Here is a 19,678-nt window from a genome sequence, read left to right on the forward strand (position 1 = left end):
AGCTCCTCACGACGGCTTCGTGGAGCTCTCAACCGCGCCGGAGCCCCCTGAATCCCCGGTGTGGCGGAGACGTCACTCGCTGCCCCGTCACCCGATCGTGACTTGACCCGCCGGGGGACGACGTGCCGCCCGCCGGGATCCTCGCGCAGCGTGGCGACCTGCCACGAAGGGGTGAAGAAGCAGCTCAGCGCCCTGCGCAGCGGCCCGGCACCCCCCAGGCTGACCGGCGTGCCGCTGTCCGTCCCCGGGTTGCCCGACGTCCCGCCCGAGCTGGCCGGGCCGGTCGCGGTGGAGCTGGCCAAGGCCGTCCGCGACATCCCGCGGGCCGACGCGCTGCCCGGCGGAGTGCTCTACGAGCCGAAGTGGGACGGCTACCGGCTGGTCGTCGTCCGCACCGGCGGCAGTACCCGGCTGTGGTCCAAGCAGGGCCGCGACCTCACCGACCGCTTCCCGGACGTCGCCGCCGCCGCGGTCGCCCAGGTGCCTCCGGGCACGGTGGTCGACGGCGAGGTCGTCGTGTGGAACGGCTCCCGGCTGGACTTCGGGCTGCTGCAGCGGCGCATGGTCACCCCGCCCGGCCGGATCGGCGCCCTCGTCGCCGCCGCCCCCGCCTCCTACGTCGCCTTCGACCTGCTCGCCCTCGGCGGTGCCGACCTGCGCCGCCGCCGGCTGCGCGAGCGGCGGGCCGCGCTGGAGGAGCTGGCCGGGCGGTGGGCGCCGCCGATGCAGCTCTGCCCCGCCACCACCGACCCCGACGAGGCGCGGCAGTGGTCCACCGACTGGCGGGCCGCGGGTGTCGAGGGCCTGGTCGCCAAGGGTGCGGGCACCCGCTACGCGCCCGGTCGGCGGGAGTGGGTCAAGGTCAAGTCCTGGGAGACGACCGAGGTGGTCGCCGGCGGCGTGATCGGCCCCATCGAGCGGCCCAGCCAGCTGGTGGCCGGGCGGTACCGCGACGGCGAGCTCGTCGTCGTCGGCCGCAGCAGCCCGCTGTCCCCCGCGCAGGCCGCCGAGCTGGCCGCCGTCCTCCGGCCGGCCGGACCGGACCACCCGTGGCCCGACCGGATCGGCACGGGCCGCTTCGGCGGCGGCCGGCTGTCGGTGCCGCTGACCCGGGTGGCGCCGGACGCCGTCGTCGAGGTCGCCGCGGACGCCGCGCTGGAGGCCGGCGTCTTCCGGCACCCGCTGCGCTTCGTGCGGGTCCGCCCCGACCTCGAGCCCGGGGACGTCCCCGGCATCTGACGCTCTCCGCGGAAACCGCCGCCGTCGATTTCCGCGGAAAGCGCCGGTCAGGACCCGGGGGTCAGGGGCGCTGCGGTACCCGGCCGAGGGCGACCAGCAGCCGGCGCAGCAGCCCGGCCAGCTGCTCCCGGTCGCCGTTGGACAGGCCGGAGAGCAGCCGGCGCTCGGTCTCCAGGTGGTCGGGCAGCGCGGCGTCCAGGGCCGCGCGGCCGGCCTCGCTGAGCGTGACGACGACGGCCCGCCCGTCGGCCTCGCTGCGCTCGCGGGTGATCAGCCCCCGCTCCTCCAGCCGGTCCAGCCGCTGGGTGATCGCGCCCGAGGTCACCAGCGCGGTGCGCATGAGCGCCGTCGGGGTCAGCTGGTAGGGCGCGCCGGCCCGCCGCAGCGCCGCCAGCACGTCGAACGACGGCGCGTCCAGCCCGTGCCGGGCGAACGTGGCCCGCTGCGCCAGGTAGACCTCCCGCTGCAGCTGGCTGATCCGGCCGATGACGCCCATGGGGCTGCAGTCGAGGTCGGGCCGCTCCCGCGCCCACTGCTCGAGGATCAGGTCGACGGCGTCCTCGCCGGCGGGGTCCCTCACGCCGGGAGCGCCACGTCGGCCAGGTGCTCGGCGTAGCTCCGCGGCGGGCGGCCGAGCAGCGCGGTGAGCACGCGGGGGCTGCCGGCGAAGCCGTGCGACCGGTAGTGGTCGAACATCAGCCGCCGGCAGCGGCCGGCGTACGCGGCAGGCACCTCGCCGCGCGGGACGACGTCCTCCACGGTCACCTCACGCCCGAGGCGCTGGCCCATGAGCTCGGCCAGCCGCGGTGCGGGCAGCGGCTCCGGGCCGGCCGCCTCGAACGTGCCGCCGTCCAGGCCGTCCTCGGTGAGCAGCACGGCCGCGGCCTCGGCGACGTCGGCGAGGTCGACCAGCGACTGCCCGGTGCGCAGTCCCCACGGGCTGCGCAGCCGGCCGCTGCGGGCCACCTCCGGCAGCTGGTCGTCGAGGTTCTGCGCGTAGGCGCACGGCTGCAGCACCCGCCAGGCCAGCCCGGCCGCGTCGAGCGCCTCCTCGGCGCGGTCCTTGGCGGCGTGGTGGGGCATGGAGCGAACCTGCGGCCGCAGCACCGAGTGGTAGACGACGCGCGGGACGCCGGCCCGCCGCGCCTCGCCGAAGATCGCGGCGGCCCCCTCGGCCTCGTCGGGGTCGAAGTTCGGCCAGATCAGGTACAGCGCGCCGGCGCCGTCGAGCACGTCGGCCCACGGCATCGGCTGGGTCAGCTCGGCGACGACCACCTCGGCACCGAGCTCGGTCAGCTCCGGGCGGGGACCGCGCCGGGAGACGACCGCGCGCACCTGCTCGCCGCGTTTCCGCAGGGCCCGGACGACGGCGCTCCCCGTCTGCCCGCCCGCCGCCGTCACCACGATCACACCAGGTACCTCAACAGTGAGGAATCGCCGCCGTCAAGCACGGGGAGGTGTCGGAACGGAACTCAGCGCAGTCGCGCGCTCAACCGGACGGTGAAGCCGCCGGGCCCGGGCAGCAGGTCGACGGAGTCCCACAGCTTGCGGGCGAGCCACAGGCCCATCCCGCCGCGGCTGAGGTCGTCGCCGTGCGCCGGCTGGAAACCGGCCAGCGGGTCGGAGAAGGAGTGCCCGGCGTCGGTGATGGTGACCACCATCGACGTGCGGTCCGCCCAGATCCGCGCCGAGACGGGTCGGACGCCGTGCCGGAAGGCGTTGGCGGCCACCTCGCTGGTGGCCAGGTGGAGGTCCTCCCGCTGCTCGCGGTCGGGCACCCGGGCGGCCAGGACGGCGCCCATGGCGTGCCGCAGCTGCGCCAGCACCGGCGCGTCGTCGACGGCGAACACCGGCGGGGTGTCCTCGACCGGCTCCCGCGTCACCGGCAGCGACGCGACGAAGGTGAGCGGGTCCTGGTAGCCGGCGTTGACCGCCCACGAGTCGCCCCGGACCAGCTCCGGGTGGGTGCTGCGGGCGCTGTCGACGACCGAGGAGAGGAGCCGGCCGCGGTCGTAGACGCACAACGACGTGATCGGGGCGTCGCGCAGGATCCGGTTGCACACCGACTCGAACCGCTGCCCTTCCCGCCAGCCCGCCGGGTGGTCGCCGAAGTCGACCTCGGAGAAGACCCGCAGCCGACCCGACCCGCGCTCCGCCGCCCGCGTGAGCAGCCGGCGGGCCCGCCCGAGGACGTCGGGTGCCCGCGCACCGAGCAGGCCGAGGGCGGGGTCCTCGTGCACCAGGCGGTGGCGCTCGCCCAGCTCCGCGCAGAGCAGTTCCGCCGTCTCGGGCGGACAGGTCAGCGCGACCAGGTCTCCGGCCCGCAGCCCGGCGTCCAGGAACGGCAGCGCGGCGGCGAGCAGCTCGTCCCGGGTGTCGACGACCGCGGCGCCGTGGCGGAACCGCGCCGGGTCCGGTGACCCCGTGCGCGGACCCGGGAGGACGGACGGCGCCACGTGCTCGCCCACCGTGCTCTCCACCGGCCCGTCCTCTCGCTGGCCGGGGGGACCGGCCGACTGCCACGTCACTCTGCACTCCGCGGGACCGGGGTCCCGCCGGAGCGGGTCGCGCACACCGTCAGGCAGACGGGGGCGTCGCCCACTCGGCCACCTGTTCCCCCAGCCCGGCCAGAGCGAGTATGCGCGCCGGTGGCGTTCCGTGCTGCGTCTGCACGCCCAGTCGCACGTCCGCATCACCCGCGCGGGCGAGGAGCTGCAGGACCATCCCGATCCCGGCGCTGGCCAGGTACGTGGTGGACCGCAGGTCCAGGGTCGCCGACGATCCGCGGGGCAGGCCGGACAGGCAGTGGGCCAGTTCCGCGCCGAGCGGGCCGGCCGCGACCAGGTCCACCTCGCCGACGACCTCAAGGCGCGGCCCGCCGCGATCCTGGTGGACCACCAGGTGCGCGCCGCCGTCCCCCGCCGGCAGGGCGGCGCGCTGGGGGCGGACGCCGGGCGCCGCGGTACCCGGCGGCACGCGGAAGCGGACCGTGGTGCCGCCGCCGTCCGGCCCGCGGGCCACCTCGACGTCCGAGGCCAGCGCGGTGATCAGCTCCAGGCCACGGCCGCGGTGCCCGCGGTCCTCCGGCGGCGGGCGCCAGACCCCGTTGTCCCGCACCTCCACCAGCACGCCGCCGTCGAGGTCGCGGGCCACCCGGTACGCGCAGGCGCCGTCCCCCGCACCGACGCCGGCCCCCGTGTAGGCGTGCTCGACGGCGTTGGCCAGCGCCTCGCCCAGCGCGAGCTGCAGGTCGTCGACGGTCTCGTACGGCAGTCCGGCCGCCGCCGCCCACGCGGCGAGCTCGCGCCGCACGCCGGCCAGGCGGGCCGGGTCGGCCGGCAGCCGCTCGTCGAGCGGGGCGGGCAGCAGCCGGGCGGCGATGACCGCCACGTCGTCGGGCTGGTCGGCGTCGGCCAGCACCTCGGCCAGCAGCCGGTCGGTGAGCCGGACCGGGTCCGCACCCGCGTGCCGGGCCGCGGTGGACGCGACGCGGTCCAGCCCCTCGTCCAGCAGCTCGCCCCGCCGCTCCACCAGGCCGTCGGTGTAGAGCAGCAGGGTCGCGCCGACCGGGATGTCGACGCAGCCCTCGCTGTACGGTGGCCGCCCCGGAGCGCCGAGCACGGCCCCGGAGCCGGCCTGGTCGAGCAGCCGGGCGCCGTCCGGGGTCACCAGCAGTGGTGGCGGGTGACCGGCCCGCGCCCACCGGACCGTGCCGGTCTGGGCGTCGAGCACGAGGCAGGCCGCGGTCGAGGCGAGCGAGCCGGGCAGCCGGGCGGCGAAGCGGTCGAGCAGCTCCAGTGCGTCGGCGGGCCCGGCGCCCTGCAGCAGGGCTGCGGACAGCGCGCTGCGCAGCTGCCCCATGACCGCCGCGGCGGCCGGGCCCTGGCCGACGACGTCGCCGACGGCGATGGCCACCCGGTCGTCCTCCAGCTGGACGACGTCGTACCAGTCCCCGCCGGCCTGGCTGCCCTCGGCGCCCGGGATGTAGTGCGCCGCCAGCGCGAGCCTCCCGAGCCGGGGCAGCTGGGCCGGCAGCAGGCTCAGCTGCAGGGTCTCGGCGATGCCCTGCTCGGCCCGGTAGAGGCGGGCGCGGTCGAGGGCCTGCGCGCACTGCTCGGCGACGGCCAGCAGCATCGCGCGGTCGACGGCGGAGAACCGCCGCACCCTCGGCCAGGCGACCGAGAGGACGCCGACCACGCGCCCGGCGACGGTGAGCGGGAGGGCGACGATGGCGCCGAGCCCGTAGGCCCGGACCGCCTGCTCCAGGTCCGGGGGCAGCGCCGGCCGGTCCGAGGCGTCCTCGACCCACACCGGCCGGCGCTCGGTCACCGCCCGCGTCGCGGGGAGGGACAGCGACAGCGGGAGGGTGGTCCACAGCCGCTGCCCCTCCGGGCTGCCGCCGTCGATCGTGAGCGCGGCCAGCGCGCGGTGCGAGCGGTCGAACTCGTAGACCGCCACCCGGCTCTCCGGGCCGGTCAGCTGCCGGACGTGCCCGGCCGCGGCGACCGCCACCTCGACGGGCGTCGTCGCGGCCGACAGCTCGGCGGTGGCCCTCTGCAGGAGGGCCAGCCGCCGGGCCGCGCCGCGCTCCTCGGCCAGCAGCAGCGCGTTGTCGACGGCCAGCGCCGCGCGGGCGGCGACCTCCTCGAGCAGCGCACGGTCGTCGTCGGTGTACGGCGGCGCGTCCGCCCGACGCCCCAGTGCGAGGACGGCGAGCACCCGCCCGCGCACGGTCAGCGGGAGCGCGAGCACCGAGGCGACCGCCAGCGGCGGCGCGAGGGCCGGGTGGCCCGGGCCGAGGTCGGTCGCGCCCGCCAGCGTCGGGTGCACCACCGACCGGCCGGTCCTCAGCACCTCCGGCCCCACGCCGACGTCGGGGTCCAGCCCGGCCAGCGCCGCCTCCGTCCCCCCGTCCAGGCCGGCGATCCCGGCCCAGCGGAGCCGGCCGTCGTCCTCGACCAGGCGCACCGTGCACAGGTCGGCCAGCCGGCGCTCGACCAGCAGCCGGGCCAGCGCGCCGGTCTGGCCCTCGACCGTCGTCTCGCGGTCCAGTGCGGCGCCGACCTCGGCCAGCAGGGTCTGCCGGGCGGTCTCCCGGGTGCGGGCGTTGACGTCGGTGCAGCTGCCCACGTAGCCCGCGAAGGTCTCGCCGGCGCCGATGGGCGTGGCCCGCTCCAGCAGCCAGTGGTACGCGCCGTCGGTGCGGCGCAGCCGGAAGTCGACCTCCCAGCCGTCGCGGCGGGCGGTGGCGGCGGCCACCACCTCGGCGTAGCGCTCGCGGTCCTCCGGGTGGATCCCGTGCTCCCACCCGTGACCGAGCTCCTCGCCGATCGGCCGTCCGGTGAACTCCGACCAGCCGCGGTTGACGAACAGGCGGCGCAGCTCGGTGTCGGCCACCCAGATGAGCGCAGGGGCCAGGTCGGCGGTGGCGGTGAACCGCTCCTCGGCTGCCCGCCGCACCCGGCCCAGCTGCAGGTGGGCGCCCACCCGGGCCAGCAGCTCCTGCGCGGAGAACGGCTTGACCAGGTAGTCGTCGGCGCCGGCCGCCAGTCCCTCGACGGCTGCCTCCTCGCCGGCGCGGGCCGAGAGGAGGAGGACCGGGACGCGGGCGGTCCGGACGTCGGCGCGCAGGGCGGCCAGCAGCTCGACGCCGTCCAGCCCCGGCATCATCACGTCGCTGACCACGAGGTCCGGCGGGTCGGCGAGCGCGGCGTCCAGGGCCTGCCGGCCGTCGGCGACCGCCCGGACGTCGTACCGCGAGGCGAGCAGCCGGACGACGTAGCGGCGCATGTCGGCGTTGTCGTCGGCCACCAGCACCCGGCCCGCGCCGCTCCCGGGCGGGAGGGGGTCGGTCTCGGCCGGCCCGTCGGGGTCGCCGTCGGGCAGCCATCGCAGCGCCTCGGCGACGAACGGCACGGCGGCCGGCGAGATCCCGGTACCGGCGGCGGACGGGACCGCCTCGGCCAGCCGGTCGGCGGGCAGGTGCGCGGTGCCGAACGGCAGCGAGACGGTGAACGTCGTCCCGTTCCCGGGGGTGCTCTCCACATCGATGCTGCCGCCGTGCAGGCCGACGAGCTCGCGGACCATCGCCAGCCCGATGCCGCTGCCCTCGCCGGACCGCCCACGGGCGTGCGCGACCCGGTGGAAGCGCTCGAACAGGCGCGGCAGCTCCTCGGGCGGGATGCCCGTGCCGGTGTCACTCACCTGGAGCAGCGCCACGCCGCCGTCGCGCTCGAGGCGCACGGCGATGCCGCCGGTGAAGGTGAACTTCAGCGCGTTGGAGAGCAGGTTGAGGACGACCTTCTCCCACATCTCCCGGTCGATGTGCACCGGCTCGCCCAGCGGCGCGCAGTCGACGGTGAAGTCCAGGCCGGCGCGGGTGACCGCCGACCGGAAGACGCTGGCCAGCTCGGCCGTGGTGGCGGCGAGGTCGACCGGCTCGAAGCGGGCGTCGATCCGCCCGGCCTGGATGCGGGAGAAGTCCAGGAGGGTGTTGACCAGCTTCCCCAGCCGCAGCGCGTTGCGCTCGATGACCTCGAGCTCCTCGCGCACCCGGGGGTCGGCCCGGGCGACGGGGCTGGCCTGCAGCTCGGCGACCGGACCGGCAATCAGCGTCAGCGGGGTGCGGAACTCGTGGCTGACGTTGCTGAAGAAGTCGGTCTTGGCCCGGTCGAGCTCGGCCAGCGCCTCGGCGCGGCTGCGTTCGGCCTCGTAGCTGCCGGCGTTGAGCAGGCCGGAGCCGATCTGGTTGCCGACCAGCTCGATGAAGCCGCGGTAGGAGTCGTCGTAGCGCCGGTGCGGGCTGAGCCCGGCGACCAGGAACGCGGTCACCGGCCCCTCGTCCTGGGCCGAGGAGGCGATCGGGACGACGACGGCCTGCGTCGGCGGCCGTTGCCACGCCCCGGTGGGGAGGCCGGAGAAGCGGTCGGCGAGGTCCTCGACGAGGACCTGCTCGCCGGCGAGTACCCGGTCCAGCGGCCAGCCCTCGTCGCCCGGCTCGATCACCTCCGGAGCCGCGGCCGAGCCGGGCTCGACACCGGTCGCGCAGCCGAGCCGCGCCGTGCCGGACCCGTCGAACAGGTACGTGAGGCTGAACGGCAGGTCGGCGAGGTCCCGCCCGAGCTGCTCGCACACGGCGCCCAGCACGTCGGCCCGGGTGCGGGTGGTCGCGATGGCGGAGGCGAGGTCCCGGAGGGCGGCCATCCGGCGCTCGCCGACCACCCGCTCGGTGTTCTCCGTGACCACGCAGAGCATGCCCTGCGGCCGGCCGTCGGGATCGTCGATCGGGCTGTAGGAGAAGGTGTGGTAGGTCTCCTCCGGATAGCCGCTCCGCTCGAGGAAGAGCAGCAGGTCCTCGTCCCAGGTGGCGATCCCCGTGTCGAGCACGGACTGGATGCGCGGCCCGATGTCCTCCCAGATCTCCGACCACATCTCCCGGGCCGGCCGGCCCAGCGCCCACGGGTGCTTCGCCTGGAGGGTGTCGTGCTTGTAGGCGTCGTTGTAGAAGGTCGTCAGCTCCGGGCCGTAGGCGGCCCACATGGAGAACCGCGACGTCAGCACGATGCGGACGACGTTGCGCAACTCGGACGGCCACTGCTCGGGCGGGCCGAGCGGCGTCTGCGTCCAGTCGCGCTCGGCCATGGCGCGCCCGACCTCACCACCGTCGGCGAACAGCGTCCGCCCGGCGGCGTTCTCGGTCACCGCGGCATCACGAGGGGATGGTAGGTGGCGGCGCCGACGTCCCGCCGTCTCGGGGGCCGACCGCGGCCCGCCCGGCGAGGCGATCGAGCGTGGCCCGGTCGACGCCCGTGGCCGCCGCGACCTCGGCGTCGTCGAGGGCGCCGCAGTCCAGCCCGCGCAGCAGCACCGCGGCCAGCGCGCGGGCGGTGGCCGGCTCGTCGAGGACCCCGCCGTCCACTCCGTCCAGGTAGGCGGCCAGGCGGGCCGCGGCCGCCGGCAGCGCGGCCCGGAAGAAGGCGTACGTCGCCGCGTACCGGGTGACCAGTTGCGCCGGGTGCAGGTCCCAGCCCTGGTAGAGGCCGCGCTCCAGCGCACGGTGGACCAGCCCCGCGTGCCGCCGCCAGGCCGCGTGCACCTGCTCGCGCGGGCCCACCGGGAGCACGTTGGAGGAGCCGTCGACCGGGCGTGCCCCGGTGCCGGCGACGGCGACCTGCACCAGCTGCTTGGCGAGGTCGGCGGCCGGGGCGTCGGGGGCCTGGTGTGCCGCGGCGATGCCGAGGGCGGTGCTGTAGTCGTAGGTGCCGTGGTGCAGGCCGGTCAGCCGTCGGCCGGCCGCGTGCACCATCCGCACCGCGGTCACCGCGCCGTCGCGGCCGAGGACCGCCTGCGGGGTCTCGATCTGCAGTTCGAGGTCGAGCGCGAGGCCGTGCGCGGCCTCGAGCGCGTCCAGGACCGGGAGGAAAGCGCGCACCTGCTCGACGTCGGTGACCTTGGGCAGCGTGACGGTCGCCCGTCCCGGACCTTCGGGGCTGGGAGTCCCGGGGGTGGCGTCGGCGAGGGTGGCGAGGAACAGGTCGAGGCTGCGGACGCCGCGCCGCCGGGTGGCCCCCTCCAGCGACTTGGCCCGGATCCCGACCGCCGGCGCCGCCGTCCCCGCGCGCAGGTCGGCGCCGAGAGCAGCGGCCGCTGCCCGCACGTCGCCGTCCTCCGCCTCCGGGGTGCCACGGTAGCCGTCCTCGGCGTCGACCCGCAGGTCCTCGACCGGTTCGCTGGCCAGCTTGGCGCGCACGCGCGGCAGCACCTGGTCGACCAGCGCCGGGTCCAGGCCGAGGTCGGGCAGGCCGTGCTCGTCGAGGGCGGCGAGGGCCGCCGTCCCCCAGGCCGCCGCCAGCCCCGGGACGACGGCGTCGGCGGGCACGTAGCAGGTGTGCACCGGCTGCCGGCCGGGCCGCTCGCCCGGGTAGGCGGCCGCGCGGGCCGCGTCGACCGGCGCGAGCCGGCGGTCCAGCTCGGCGTAGACGCCTTCCTCCAGCATCACTGCACGAGTGCGTAGGCCGGCAGCGTCAGGAAGTCGGGGAACTCGTCGGCCAGCGCGACCCGCTCGAACAGCCGCCGGGCGTCCTCCAACCGGTCGAGCTCGCCGATGCCGGCCACCTCCTCCTCCACCACCCGGCGCACCAGCTCCGCGGTGACCGTGTCGCCGGTGTCCAGGACGACGCCGTTGCGCACCCACTGCCACACCTGCGAGCGGCTGATCTCGGCGGTCGCGGCGTCCTCCATCAGCCCGTGGATGGCGACCGCGCCGTTGCCACCCAGCCAGGCGGCGAGGTAGCGGATCGCGATCTCCACGTTGGCCCGCAGTCCGGCCATCGTCCGCTCCCCCGGCACGCCGGGGACGTCGAGCAGCTGCTCCGCGGTGACCGCGACCTCCGGCCGCTGCCGGTCGAGCTGGTTGGGCCGGTCGCCCAGGACGGCGTCGAACGCCTCGCGGCAGACCGGCACCAGGTCGGGGTGGGCCACCCAGGAGCCGTCGAAACCGTCGCCGGCCTCGCGGGTCTTGTCCTCCCGCACCTTCGCCAGGGCGCGCTCGTTGGCCTCGGCGTCGCGCCGGCTGGGGATGGCCGCCGCCATGCCCCCGATCGCCATCGCCCCGCGCCGGTGGCAGACCGCGACCAGCTGCTCGGTGTAGGCGCGCATCATCGGCGCGGTCATCGTCACCGCCGACCGGTCGGGCAGCACGAACTGCGGGCCGGCGTCGCGGAAGACCTTGATCACGCTGAAGAGGTAGTCCCAGCGGCCGGCGTTGAGGCCCGCGGCGTGGCTGCCCAGCGCGTGCAGCATCTCCTCCATCTCGAACGCGGCCGGGATGGTCTCGATGAGCATCGTGGCGCGGATCGAGCCGGCCGGGAGGTCGAGCGCCTGCTCGGCGGCGTCGAACACCCGCGCCCAGAGCCGCGCCTCGAGGTGGCCCTCCATCTTCGGCAGGTAGAGGTAGGGACCGCTGCCGCGGTCGAGCTGCTCGCGGGCGTTGTGGAACAGGTACAGCCCGGCGTCGACCAGCGCACCGACCGCCGGCGCGCCGTCCACCAGCAGGTGCCGCTCGGGGAGGTGCCAGCCGCGCGGGCGCGGCACGATCGTCGGCAGCTCGCCGTCCTCCCGCAGCCGGTACTCCCGGCCGTCGTCGGCGGTGTGCGACAGCGTCCGGCGGACGGCGTCGCGCAGCACCACCTGGCCGCCGACGACGTTGCCCCAGTGCGGGGTGTTGGCGTCCTCGAGGTCGGCCAGCCAGACCTGGGCGCCGCAGTTGAGCGCGTTGACCGCCATCTTCGGCTCGGTCGGGCCGGTGATCTCCACCCGCCGGTCGACCAGCCCGGGCGGCGGCGGGGGCACCCGCCAGTCGCCGTCCCGGACCTCGGCGGTCTCGGGGCGGAAGTCGAGCCGCCGGGTGGCGGCGATCTCCGCCCGCCGGGTGGCGCGGGCGGCCAGCGCCGCGTCGCGCTCGGCGCCGAAGCGGGCCTGCAGGGCGGCGACGAAGGCCAGCGCCTCGGGGGTGAGGACCTCCTCCCCCCGCTCGACGTCCGGCCCGTCCACGCGCACGTCCACCATGGCCGCACCCTGCCACGTCCGCGCCGGTGCGCAGGACGTCGCTCTCCGCGGAAACCGTCGCGGGGTGCTGGCATCCTCCCCGGCATGGCCGCCCTCGACGACCTCAACGCCGGGCCGCCCGACCGCGCCGTCGCGGCGCTGCGGGCCTGCAACGCCGCGCCGCGGTTCGCCGCCGAGCTGGTCGCCGGCCGCCCCTATCCCGACGGCGACACGCTCGTCGCCCGCGCTGAGCAGGTGGCGCGCGGGCTGCCGTGGGCGGAGGTCGAGGTCGCCCTGGCCGCGCACCCGAGGATCGGCGACCGGCCGGAGGGCTCCTCCCCCGAGGCCGCGGCCTCCCGGCGGGAGCAGGCCTCGGTGGGCGGGGCGGACGACGCGACGCGGGCCGCCCTCGCCGACGGCAACCGGGCGTACGAGGAGCGCTTCGGCCGCGTCTTCCTCGTCCGCGCGGCCGGCCGCTCGCCGGAGGAGATGCTCGCCGAGCTGCACCGGCGGCTGGGCAACGACGAGGAGACCGAGCGGGCCGAGGTGACCGAGCAGCTGGCGCAGATCACCGCGCTGCGGGTGCGGGGGCTCGTCGGAGACGCGAGGGCGACGGGCGAGCGAGCATCGCAGCGAGCGCCGGCGAGCGAGGAGCGGAACGAGTCCGGAGCGGAGCCGATGGCATGAGCGTGTCGACGCACGTGCTGGACTCGGTGCTCGGCCGGCCGGCCATGGGGGTCGCCGTCCGGCTGGTCGTCGGGGAGGAGCTGGTCGCCGAGGGGGTGACCGACGCCGACGGCCGCTGCCGGCTGGTCGAGGCCGCGACCGGCCCGGGCACGCACCGGCTGGTCTTCGCCACCGGCCCGTGGTTCGCCGAGCAGGGCCGGGACACCTTCTACCCCGAGGTGGTGCTCACCTTCGCCGTCCGCGAGCCCGGGGAGCACCACCACGTGCCGCTGCTCCTGGCGCCGTTCGCCTACTCGACGTACCGCGGCAGCTGACCGGACGAGCCGTGGCCGAGATCGAGCTGATCGGGGTCCCGTTCGACCGGGTACGGGCGGCCGGGCAACGAGGCGCTGGCCGCGGAGGCGCTGCGCGGAGCGGGGCCGGCCGCCGCCTTCGCCGGCCACTCGGTGCACGACGCCGTGTCCGCGGCGCGCTGGAGGTCCCCGGCTGCAGCGGGTTCAGCGTGGCCATCTACGACCCGGACAGGATCCCGACGGCACGGGCACGCAGCAGGTCGTGCGGCTCGCGGAGCAGCTCGCCGCCGTCGTGCGGTGACCCGACGTTCCACGTGCAACAGTCGCGCATGGCGATCCGGCTCGGGCCCAACCAGTACGGCAAGGCGGAGGTCCGCGTGGTCGCGGTGGATCGCAGCCGGCCGCAGCACACCCTCGTCGACCTGAACGTCACCACCACCCTGCGCGGCGACTTCGCCGCCGCGCACACCGAGGGCGACAACGCGCACGTGCTGCCGACCGACACCCAGAAGAACACCGTCTTCGCGTTCGCCCGCGACGGCGTGGGCGCGGTCGAGTCGTTCGGCCTCCGGCTGGCCCGCCACTTCGCCGCCGCACAGCCCTGGATCAGCGGCGCCCGGGTGGCGGTCGACGCGCACGGCTGGGCCCGGATCGCCGTGGACGGGCAGCCGCACGGGCACGCCTTCCGGCGCGACGGCGGTGAGGTGCGGACGGCGGTGGTCACCGTGGACGGCGCCGACGTGCACGTCCTCGCCGGGCTGCGCGACCTCGTCGTCCTCAAGACCACCGGCTCGGAGTTCCGGGGCTTCCCCCGCGACCGGTACACGACGCTGGCCGAGACGAGCGACCGGATCCTGGCGACGGCGGTGACCGCCCGCTGGCGCTACACGTCCGCCGACCTGGACTTCGACGAGGTGTTCGCCGGCGTCCGGACGACGCTGCTGGAGGCCTTCGCGGCCACCCACTCCCTCGCCCTGCAGCAGACCCTGTACGCGATGGGCGCGGCAGTGCTGGAGCGGCACCGCGAGGTCGCCGAGGTGCGGATGTCGATGCCGAACCGGCACCACTTCCTGCAGGACCTCTCGGCGTTCGGGCTGGACAACCCCGACGTCGTCTACCACGCCGACGACCGCCCCTACGGGCTCATCGAGGGCACCGTCCTGCGCGACGACGTCCCCCCGGCCGAGGCGGCCTGGCTGGGCACCCCCGGCTCCTGCTGATGGCGACGCCGTCCCGGTTCGACTGGTTCGCCGACTGGGCGGCCAGCCACGTGCTGCTGACGCTGACGGCGGTGCGCGGACCCGGGATCGAGGAGCTGCTGACCGCGCTGGACGCCAGCGAGGTGGACCGGGGCGCGTGCACCCACCGGGAGGCCATGGACCTGGACCTGCCCGCCGTCCGGGTCGGCACCGCGCAGGGCTGGACGTACGCCGTCGAGCTCTCGTCGGTCCGGGGCGGCGACCCCGCCGTCCTCCAGCGACTGACCGCCGGGGGCGGCGAGGCCGTGACGGCCTGTCTCACCGCGACGGTGCAGGGCCTGCACCACGCGCGGGACGGCGAGTACGTGGTCGGCTTCGACCTCGTCCTTCCGTCGTTCCGGTGGGGCCGCGAGCCGCACTCCCTCGACCGGGAGATGGCGGCCGCCGGCCTGCTCGACGAGGACGGCCCGCGGCCGGTCGCCGCCTGCGCGGACATCCTGGAGCGGGCGTTCGGCCTCACCGTCACCCGGGACGTGCTGGAGCGCCGGCTGCTGTGCGCGACGCTGGGTGGGTGACGGCGGTCAGGACGGCCCGGCGCCCTCCACGCTGATGCCGCCGAAGAGCACGTCGGCGTGGATCCGCAGGTCGGCGCCGCGCTCGTCCTCGGTCCGGACGGCCCCTTCACCCTGGCCGAGGCCGATGCCGCCGACCCCGCGGAAGGCCCACCAGACCCGCCAGCCGGCCGGCACGAGCACGGTCAGGCCGCCCATGAACGCGCGCACGGTGAGGTCGATGCCGCCGGGCACCCGGGGGAGGGCGGTGAGGTCCACCTCGCCGCCGCCCATCACGAGGTCGAAGCGCAGCCGGGACAGCTCCGGGTTGACCGGCCGCAGGTCCACCCCGCCGAGCGCAACGACCCGCCGGATGCCGGCGGTGCTCTCGTCGCCCTCGTCCTTGCGGCGGGCCACCAGCCGGCCGGTGACGGCCAGCACCGCCTGGAACGCCCACCAGGCGAGCAGCCAGGGCAGCGCCCTGCGGACGGCGGGCGGCAGGGGGCGCGAGGACCTCATGCCCCCCAGCCTGCCCGGCCGCCCGGGGCGCTGCCCAGGGGGACCGCCGTGCCTGCGACCATCGCGGGGTGAGCGAGCGCGAGACGCTGACCTACGAGCTGTTCGGCACCGCGGCCCGCGAGCTGGCCGAGCAGGTCGCGGCGGACGGCTACGAACCCGACCTGATCCTCTCCATCGCGCGCGGCGGGCTCTTCCTCGGCGGCGCGCTGGGCTACGCCCTCGACGTCAAGAACCTGTTCGTGATGAACGTCGAGTTCTACACCGGCGTCGACCAGCGCCTGGAGCTGCCGGTCGTGCTGCCGCCCACCCTGGACGTCGTCGACCTGACCGGGGCGAACGTGCTGGTCGCGGACGACGTCGCCGACACGGGCAAGACGCTGGAGCTGGTCCGCGACTTCTGCGCCGGCTACGTCGCCGAGGTGCGGACGGCGGTGGTCTACGAGAAGCCGCAGTCGGCGGTGCGCTGCGACTACGTGTGGCGGCGGACCGACCGCTGGATCGACTTCCCGTGGTCGGCCCAGCCGCCGGTGCACCGCCGCAGCCCCCCGAAGGCGTAGGAAGCTCTTCCCACGTCCGGGCGCGCCTGACATGGGTATTGCTTCCTTTGCCTCGTCCGGCGATGCCTCTCAGTACCGGAAGCGGCCGACCGAGGAGCTCAGCGCGGCGGCCATGCGGGCCACCTCGTCCATCGCCGTCCGGGCGTCGGTCATCGCCCGGGTGGTGGCGCCCGCGGCCCCGGCGACGGCGGTGATGTTCTCGGCGATCTGACCGGCCGACATCGCCGCCTCGGCCACGTTGCGGTTCATCTCCGTGGTGGTCGCCGTCTGCTCCTCGACGGCGGCGGCGATGGTCCCCTGCGAGTCGTTGATGAGCGCGATGATCTGCGAGATCTCCCCGATGGCGCGGACCGCACCGCCGGTGTCGGCCTGGATCGCCTCGACCCGGGCGGTGATGTCCTGGGTGGCCTTGGCGGTCTCCTGGGCCAGCTCCTTGACCTCGTTGGCCACGACGGCGAAGCCCTTGCCGGCCTCCCCCGCGCGGGCCGCCTCGATCGTGGCGTTGAGCGCCAGCAGGTTGGTCTGCTCGGCGATCGCGGTGATCACCTTGACCACCCCGGCGATCTCGAGTGAGGAGTCGCCCAGCTTGGCGACGGTGGCGGTCGTCGCGTCGGCGACCGAGACCGCCTGGGAGGCCACCCGGGCCACCTCGCTGGCGTTCTGGGCGATCTCGCGGATCGAGGCGCCCATCTGCTCGGAGCCGGCCGCCACGGTCTGCACGTTGACCGAGACCTGGCCCGCGGCGTCCGCGACCACCCCGCTCTGCGCGGAGGACTCGTCGGCCAGCCGGGTCATGTCCTGGGCGGTCGCGGAGAGCTCCTCGGTGGCCGAGGCGAGCGTCGTCGACGTGTCGCCGATGATGGTGAGGACGGCGCGCAGGTGACCCATCGACGCCTCCAGCGCGGCGGCCATCTGCCCGACCTCGTCGCGGCTGTCGACACCGGTCGAGCCCCGCAGGTCGCCCTCGGCCAGGCCGGCCAGGACCGCGCCCACCCGGCGCAGCGGCCGCACCACCGAGCGGGTGACCACCAGCCCCAGCGCGGCCAGGGCCAGCACGCCCGCCACCGCGACGACCAGCGCGAGCGTGATCGCGGTGGACCGCTGGTCGGCGCTGTGCTCGGCAGCGGCGGTCGCCCGGTCGCCCACGGCCGCACCGACGGCGGGCAGCTCCTCCTCGAGGACGGCGAACGCCTCGGCGAAGCGGGGGTAGGCGAGCCGGGCCGCGACCGGGTCGGCCCCGGCGAGGGTGACGATCTGGTCGGCCGAGGCCAGGTAGTCCTCCACCGCGGGTGTCACCTCGGCGACGCCGGCGGCGACCTCGTCGCCCAGGCCGGCCTCGGCGACGCCGGCGAGCACCTCGCGGAAGGTGGCCGAGTGGTCTGCGAGGTCGGCGGCGGCGGCGCGGGACTCCGGACCCGTGGCCAGCAGCGCCTGCAGCACGTCACCGCGGACGGCGTCGTGCATCATGTCGGCCTCCAGGGCCAGGCCGGTGGCCGACGTGGTGACCAGCAGCTCGTCGGTGCGCTCACCCGTTCCGTTGAGGGCCTGCACCGTGATGACGGCGAAGACGGCGAGGACGACGGCGGCGGCCGCGACGAGGGCCGCCAGCTTCACGCCGAGGGGACGGTCGGACCAGAGGTTGCGCGCCATCGAGGCACTCCCGCGTCACGAGGTGGTCGGCGCGGGGGTGCGCGCCGTTGACCCCTCATCGGCACGATGTTGGAGTGACTACAGCGGAACTCCTTCGACGTTCATGGGCTTCCTCGTCTCGTTACCGGCGCCCGGCTCAGGCGACGAGCCGGTAGAAGCGGAAGAAGTCGTTGTCGATCGGCAGCACCTCGACGCCGGAGAACCCCGCGGCGCGCGCGTACCCCTCCAGGGTGGCCGGCCGCATGACCGTGCCCGTGCCGACCGACGGCCGGGTGGAGCGCCCGTCGGGGAGGCAGCAGGTGAGGCTGTAGCCGTACATGAGCCGCTCGACGTCGTCCCCGGGGGCGGTGAACCGCTCGGCCACGCGCTCGTCGACGACCAGCACCGTGCCGTCCGGGCGCACCATCCGCCGCATGGCGGTCAGCACGGCGGCCGGGTCGGGCAGGTCGTGGACGCACTCGAAGGCGGCCACCAGCGCGTACCGGCCCGCCGCGTCCGTCAGCGCGCCGACGTCGGCCACCTCGAAGCGGACCGGGTCGGCGACCCCCGCCTGCTCGGCGTTGCGGCGGGCTCCTCGACCGAGGGGACGTCGAGGTCGTACCCGTCGACCTCGACCTGGGGGTACGCGCGGGCGATGCCGATCGAGGACCACCCCATCCCGCACCCGACGTCGGGGACCCGGCCACCGGCGGCCAGGGCGTCGGCCAGTCCGGGGACGCGGGGGAGGTCGTCGGTGGCCATGGGGCCGAGGAAGTAGGGGCGGTTGGCCGCGGCCTGCGCGTCGCGCGCGTCGCCCATCTCGGCCCAGCCGAGGCCGCCCCCGGTGCGGTAGGCCTCCACCACCCGGGGCACGTTGCGGGCGAAGGCCAGCGCGACGCGGGCGAACGGCGGCATGTAGGAGAGGTCGAGCTCGTCGACCAGGACGCCGCGGTGCTCGGGGGGCAGGGTGTAGCGCCGGGCGTCGGGCGCGGCGGCGACGTCGTCCACGGTCAGGTAGCCGGCCACGGCCTGCTGCTCCAGCCACTCCCGGGCGTAGCGCGGGTCGGTGCCGGTGCGCCCGGCCAGCTCCGGCGGGGTGGCCGGGGCGTCGGCGAGCGCGCGGTACCAGCCCAGCTCGCTGCCGAGGTGCACCGCGGCGAGCTCGAGCGCGCCGATCACCGAACCGAGGATGCGGTCGGCCAGCGGAGCGGCGGCAGGGGTCGTCCCGGTGGTCGTCATGCCAGGTCAGCGTGGCGGGGGCCGGCGCACCCGGACAGGGACCTCCGGCCCTCAGCGCCGGGTGGAGACGGTGACGGTGAAGCGCCGGTCGGACGCGGCCACCCGCGTGGGGCCGACCAGCCGGCGCAGCGCGGCCTTGTGCGGCAGCTGGTTGTTGTAGACCGTCCACAGCTCCCCGCCCGGGCGCAGCACCCTGGCGGCGGCGGCGAACAGCGGGTCCGCGGCGCCGGTGACGACGGCCGCGCCGAGGTGGAACGGCGGGTTGCAGACGACGAGGTCGACGCTGCCGTCGGCGACGGTGGACGCCGCGTCGTCCCGGGCCACCCGCACCCGGTCGGCCACGCCGTTGGCCGCCGCCGTCGCCGCCGCGGAGGCGACGGCGGCGGCGGACTGGTCACTGGCCAGCACGGTCAGGCCCGGACGGGCCCGGGCCAGCGCGGTGGCGAGGACGCCGGTGCCGCAGCCGAGGTCCAGCGCGGTGCCGGCGTCCGGAGCCGCCTGCGGGAGGGCAGCCAGCAGCGCGCGGGTGCCGACGTCGACCCGCGTGCCGGCGAACGCGGCGCCGTGCGCGCAGACGGTGAGCCCGAGGTCGGCGTGCGTCTGCCGGCGCGGGAAGGACGGCCGGACGCCGGGCAGGGGCGCCCGCGCGACCAGCACGCGGGACTTCTGCCGGGCCAGCGTCGCGTGCACCTCGGCGAACCCGGCGCCCAGCACGTCGTTCATCGCCAGGGTCATGTGCTTGACCCGGCCGCCGACGAGGACGGTGACGTCGGGAGCCGCGGACGCCGCCGCGAGCTCGGTGAGCTCCCGCAGGGCGTCCAGACCCTTCGGCGCCTTGGCCAGCACGAGCCGCGCGCCGTCGAACAGCTCCGCGGTCAGTGGCAGCGACCGGTGGCCGCCGGTCAGGCAGGTGCGCGCGGCGTTGCGGGCCAGCGCCAGCTCGCCGACCAGCAGATCCTGGCCGACCCGCACGTCCTGCGCGCCGGCCGCGACCGCGCCGAGGGTGAGCGCCCCGTACGCGTCGTCGACCACGACCACCTCGCCGGGGCCGGCCGTTGCAAGCGCACCGGCGGCCTCGTCGAGCAGCAGCCGGTCGGTCGCGTCGACCGCGACGAGCTCCGGCGCCTCGACGTCCGGCTCCCGCCGCAGCTGCCCGAACAGCTCCTCGCGAGGCATAGGAAGCAATACACCCGTCCTGGGTCGCGACACGTGGGTAGAGC

The 19,678-nt window shown here is 76.2% G+C and carries 17 protein-coding genes; 6 read left to right on the forward strand and 11 right to left on the reverse strand.

Going from position 1 to position 19,678, the window contains the following annotated elements:
- The first annotated feature begins 150 nt into the window (after positions 1-150).
- Positions 151-1,239 carry an ATP-dependent DNA ligase gene (locus MY520_RS11235; RefSeq protein ID WP_436692179.1) on the forward strand — a complete coding sequence of 363 codons (1,089 nt, stop codon included), beginning with the start codon at positions 151-153 and terminating at the stop codon, positions 1,237-1,239.
- A 61-nt stretch (positions 1,240-1,300) separates the two neighbouring features.
- On the opposite strand, the gene MY520_RS11240 is transcribed toward MY520_RS11235, so the two are convergent.
- The 6 genes from MY520_RS11240 to aceB form a co-directional block, all read right to left on the reverse strand.
- Positions 1,301-1,819, reverse strand: a complete 519-nt coding sequence (locus MY520_RS11240) for a MarR family winged helix-turn-helix transcriptional regulator (protein WP_436692180.1) — start codon at positions 1,817-1,819, stop codon at positions 1,301-1,303.
- Positions 1,816-2,649, reverse strand: a complete 834-nt coding sequence (locus tag MY520_RS11245; RefSeq protein ID WP_436692181.1) for an SDR family oxidoreductase — start codon at positions 2,647-2,649, stop codon at positions 1,816-1,818. Before MY520_RS11245 ends, MY520_RS11240 begins: the two co-directional genes overlap by 4 nt.
- Positions 2,650-2,711: 62 nt before the next feature.
- Entirely contained in the window at positions 2,712-3,719 is a 1,008-nt protein-coding gene (locus MY520_RS11250) for an anti-sigma factor RsbA family regulatory protein (RefSeq protein ID WP_436692182.1), read from the reverse strand.
- 97 nt (positions 3,720-3,816) lie between these two features.
- On the reverse strand, positions 3,817-8,940 hold the full coding sequence (locus tag MY520_RS11255) for a SpoIIE family protein phosphatase (RefSeq protein ID WP_436692183.1): 5,124 nt from the start codon (positions 8,938-8,940) through the stop codon (positions 3,817-3,819).
- Between the two features lie 7 nt (positions 8,941-8,947).
- Positions 8,948-10,234, reverse strand: coding sequence for a DUF6986 family protein (locus MY520_RS11260; RefSeq protein WP_436692234.1), 1,287 nt, complete (start codon positions 10,232-10,234; stop codon positions 8,948-8,950).
- A complete protein-coding gene (aceB, locus tag MY520_RS11265) occupies positions 10,234-11,805 on the reverse strand; it encodes a malate synthase A (RefSeq protein WP_436692184.1) in 1,572 nt (523 codons plus the stop codon). Before aceB ends, MY520_RS11260 begins: the two co-directional genes overlap by 1 nt.
- 84 nt (positions 11,806-11,889) lie before the next feature.
- Here aceB and uraD point away from each other — a divergent pair, with 84 nt between their 5' ends.
- The 4 genes from uraD to MY520_RS11285 all read left to right on the forward strand — a co-directional run bounded on the left by uraD (position 11,890) and on the right by MY520_RS11285 (position 14,538).
- Complete coding sequence (gene uraD / locus MY520_RS11270; RefSeq protein WP_436692185.1) at positions 11,890-12,471, forward strand: 2-oxo-4-hydroxy-4-carboxy-5-ureidoimidazoline decarboxylase; 582 nt, start codon at positions 11,890-11,892, stop codon at positions 12,469-12,471.
- Positions 12,468-12,785, forward strand: a complete 318-nt coding sequence (gene uraH / locus MY520_RS11275; protein WP_436692186.1) for a hydroxyisourate hydrolase — start codon at positions 12,468-12,470, stop codon at positions 12,783-12,785. The genes uraD and uraH overlap by 4 nt, the downstream gene beginning before the upstream one ends.
- A 308-nt stretch (positions 12,786-13,093) precedes the next feature.
- The gene (pucL, locus tag MY520_RS11280) at positions 13,094-13,984 is read left to right on the forward strand and encodes a factor-independent urate hydroxylase (protein WP_436692187.1); all 891 of its coding nucleotides are present in this window, start codon (positions 13,094-13,096) and stop codon (positions 13,982-13,984) included.
- Entirely contained in the window at positions 13,984-14,538 is a 555-nt protein-coding gene (locus tag MY520_RS11285; protein ID WP_436692188.1) for a DUF6461 domain-containing protein, read from the forward strand. Before pucL ends, MY520_RS11285 begins: the two co-directional genes overlap by 1 nt.
- Before the next feature lie 6 nt (positions 14,539-14,544).
- Here the strand turns inward: MY520_RS11285 and MY520_RS11290 are convergent, their stop codons facing one another.
- Positions 14,545-15,033: a hypothetical protein gene (locus MY520_RS11290; protein ID WP_436692189.1), complete on the reverse strand. Its 489-nt coding sequence runs from the start codon at positions 15,031-15,033 to the stop codon at positions 14,545-14,547.
- Positions 15,034-15,101: 68 nt separating this feature from the next.
- On the opposite strand from MY520_RS11290, the gene MY520_RS11295 reads away from it, so the two are divergent.
- Entirely contained in the window at positions 15,102-15,590 is a 489-nt protein-coding gene (locus MY520_RS11295; RefSeq protein ID WP_436692190.1) for a phosphoribosyltransferase, read from the forward strand.
- Positions 15,591-15,659: 69 nt separating this feature from the next.
- On the opposite strand, the gene MY520_RS11300 is transcribed toward MY520_RS11295, so the two are convergent.
- The 4 genes from MY520_RS11300 to MY520_RS11315 all read right to left on the reverse strand — a co-directional run bounded on the left by MY520_RS11300 (position 15,660) and on the right by MY520_RS11315 (position 19,634).
- Positions 15,660-17,240: a methyl-accepting chemotaxis protein gene (locus MY520_RS11300; RefSeq protein ID WP_436692191.1), complete on the reverse strand. Its 1,581-nt coding sequence runs from the start codon at positions 17,238-17,240 to the stop codon at positions 15,660-15,662.
- Between the two features lie 136 nt (positions 17,241-17,376).
- Entirely contained in the window at positions 17,377-17,760 is a 384-nt protein-coding gene (locus MY520_RS11305) for a methyltransferase domain-containing protein (RefSeq protein WP_436692192.1), read from the reverse strand.
- Positions 17,739-18,458, reverse strand: coding sequence for a hypothetical protein (locus MY520_RS11310; RefSeq protein WP_436692193.1), 720 nt, complete (start codon positions 18,456-18,458; stop codon positions 17,739-17,741). Before MY520_RS11310 ends, MY520_RS11305 begins: the two co-directional genes overlap by 22 nt.
- 51 nt (positions 18,459-18,509) lie before the next feature.
- Positions 18,510-19,634 carry a class I SAM-dependent methyltransferase gene (locus MY520_RS11315; RefSeq protein ID WP_436692194.1) on the reverse strand — a complete coding sequence of 375 codons (1,125 nt, stop codon included), beginning with the start codon at positions 19,632-19,634 and terminating at the stop codon, positions 18,510-18,512.
- Between the last annotated feature and the right edge of the window lie 44 nt (positions 19,635-19,678).

The organism is Geodermatophilus sp. CPCC 205506 (assembly GCF_051383635.1).
Lineage (GTDB): Bacteria > Actinomycetota > Actinomycetes > Mycobacteriales > Geodermatophilaceae > Geodermatophilus.

Coding starts and splice junctions, on each gene's coding strand:
- MY520_RS11260 (WP_436692234.1), bottom strand. CDS start 10,234: ATGCTGGAGGAAGGCGTCTACGCCGAGCTGGACCGCCGGCTCGCGCCG.
- aceB (WP_436692184.1), bottom strand. CDS start 11,805: ATGGTGGACGTGCGCGTGGACGGGCCGGACGTCGAGCGGGGGGAGGAG.
- uraD (WP_436692185.1), top strand. CDS start 11,890: ATGGCCGCCCTCGACGACCTCAACGCCGGGCCGCCCGACCGCGCCGTC.
- uraH (WP_436692186.1), top strand. CDS start 12,468: ATGAGCGTGTCGACGCACGTGCTGGACTCGGTGCTCGGCCGGCCGGCC.
- pucL (WP_436692187.1), top strand. CDS start 13,094: ATGGCGATCCGGCTCGGGCCCAACCAGTACGGCAAGGCGGAGGTCCGC.
- MY520_RS11285 (WP_436692188.1), top strand. CDS start 13,984: ATGGCGACGCCGTCCCGGTTCGACTGGTTCGCCGACTGGGCGGCCAGC.
- MY520_RS11290 (WP_436692189.1), bottom strand. CDS start 15,033: ATGAGGTCCTCGCGCCCCCTGCCGCCCGCCGTCCGCAGGGCGCTGCCC.
- MY520_RS11300 (WP_436692191.1), bottom strand. CDS start 17,240: ATGGCGCGCAACCTCTGGTCCGACCGTCCCCTCGGCGTGAAGCTGGCG.
- MY520_RS11310 (WP_436692193.1), bottom strand. CDS start 18,458: ATGACGACCACCGGGACGACCCCTGCCGCCGCTCCGCTGGCCGACCGC.
- MY520_RS11315 (WP_436692194.1), bottom strand. CDS start 19,634: ATGCCTCGCGAGGAGCTGTTCGGGCAGCTGCGGCGGGAGCCGGACGTC.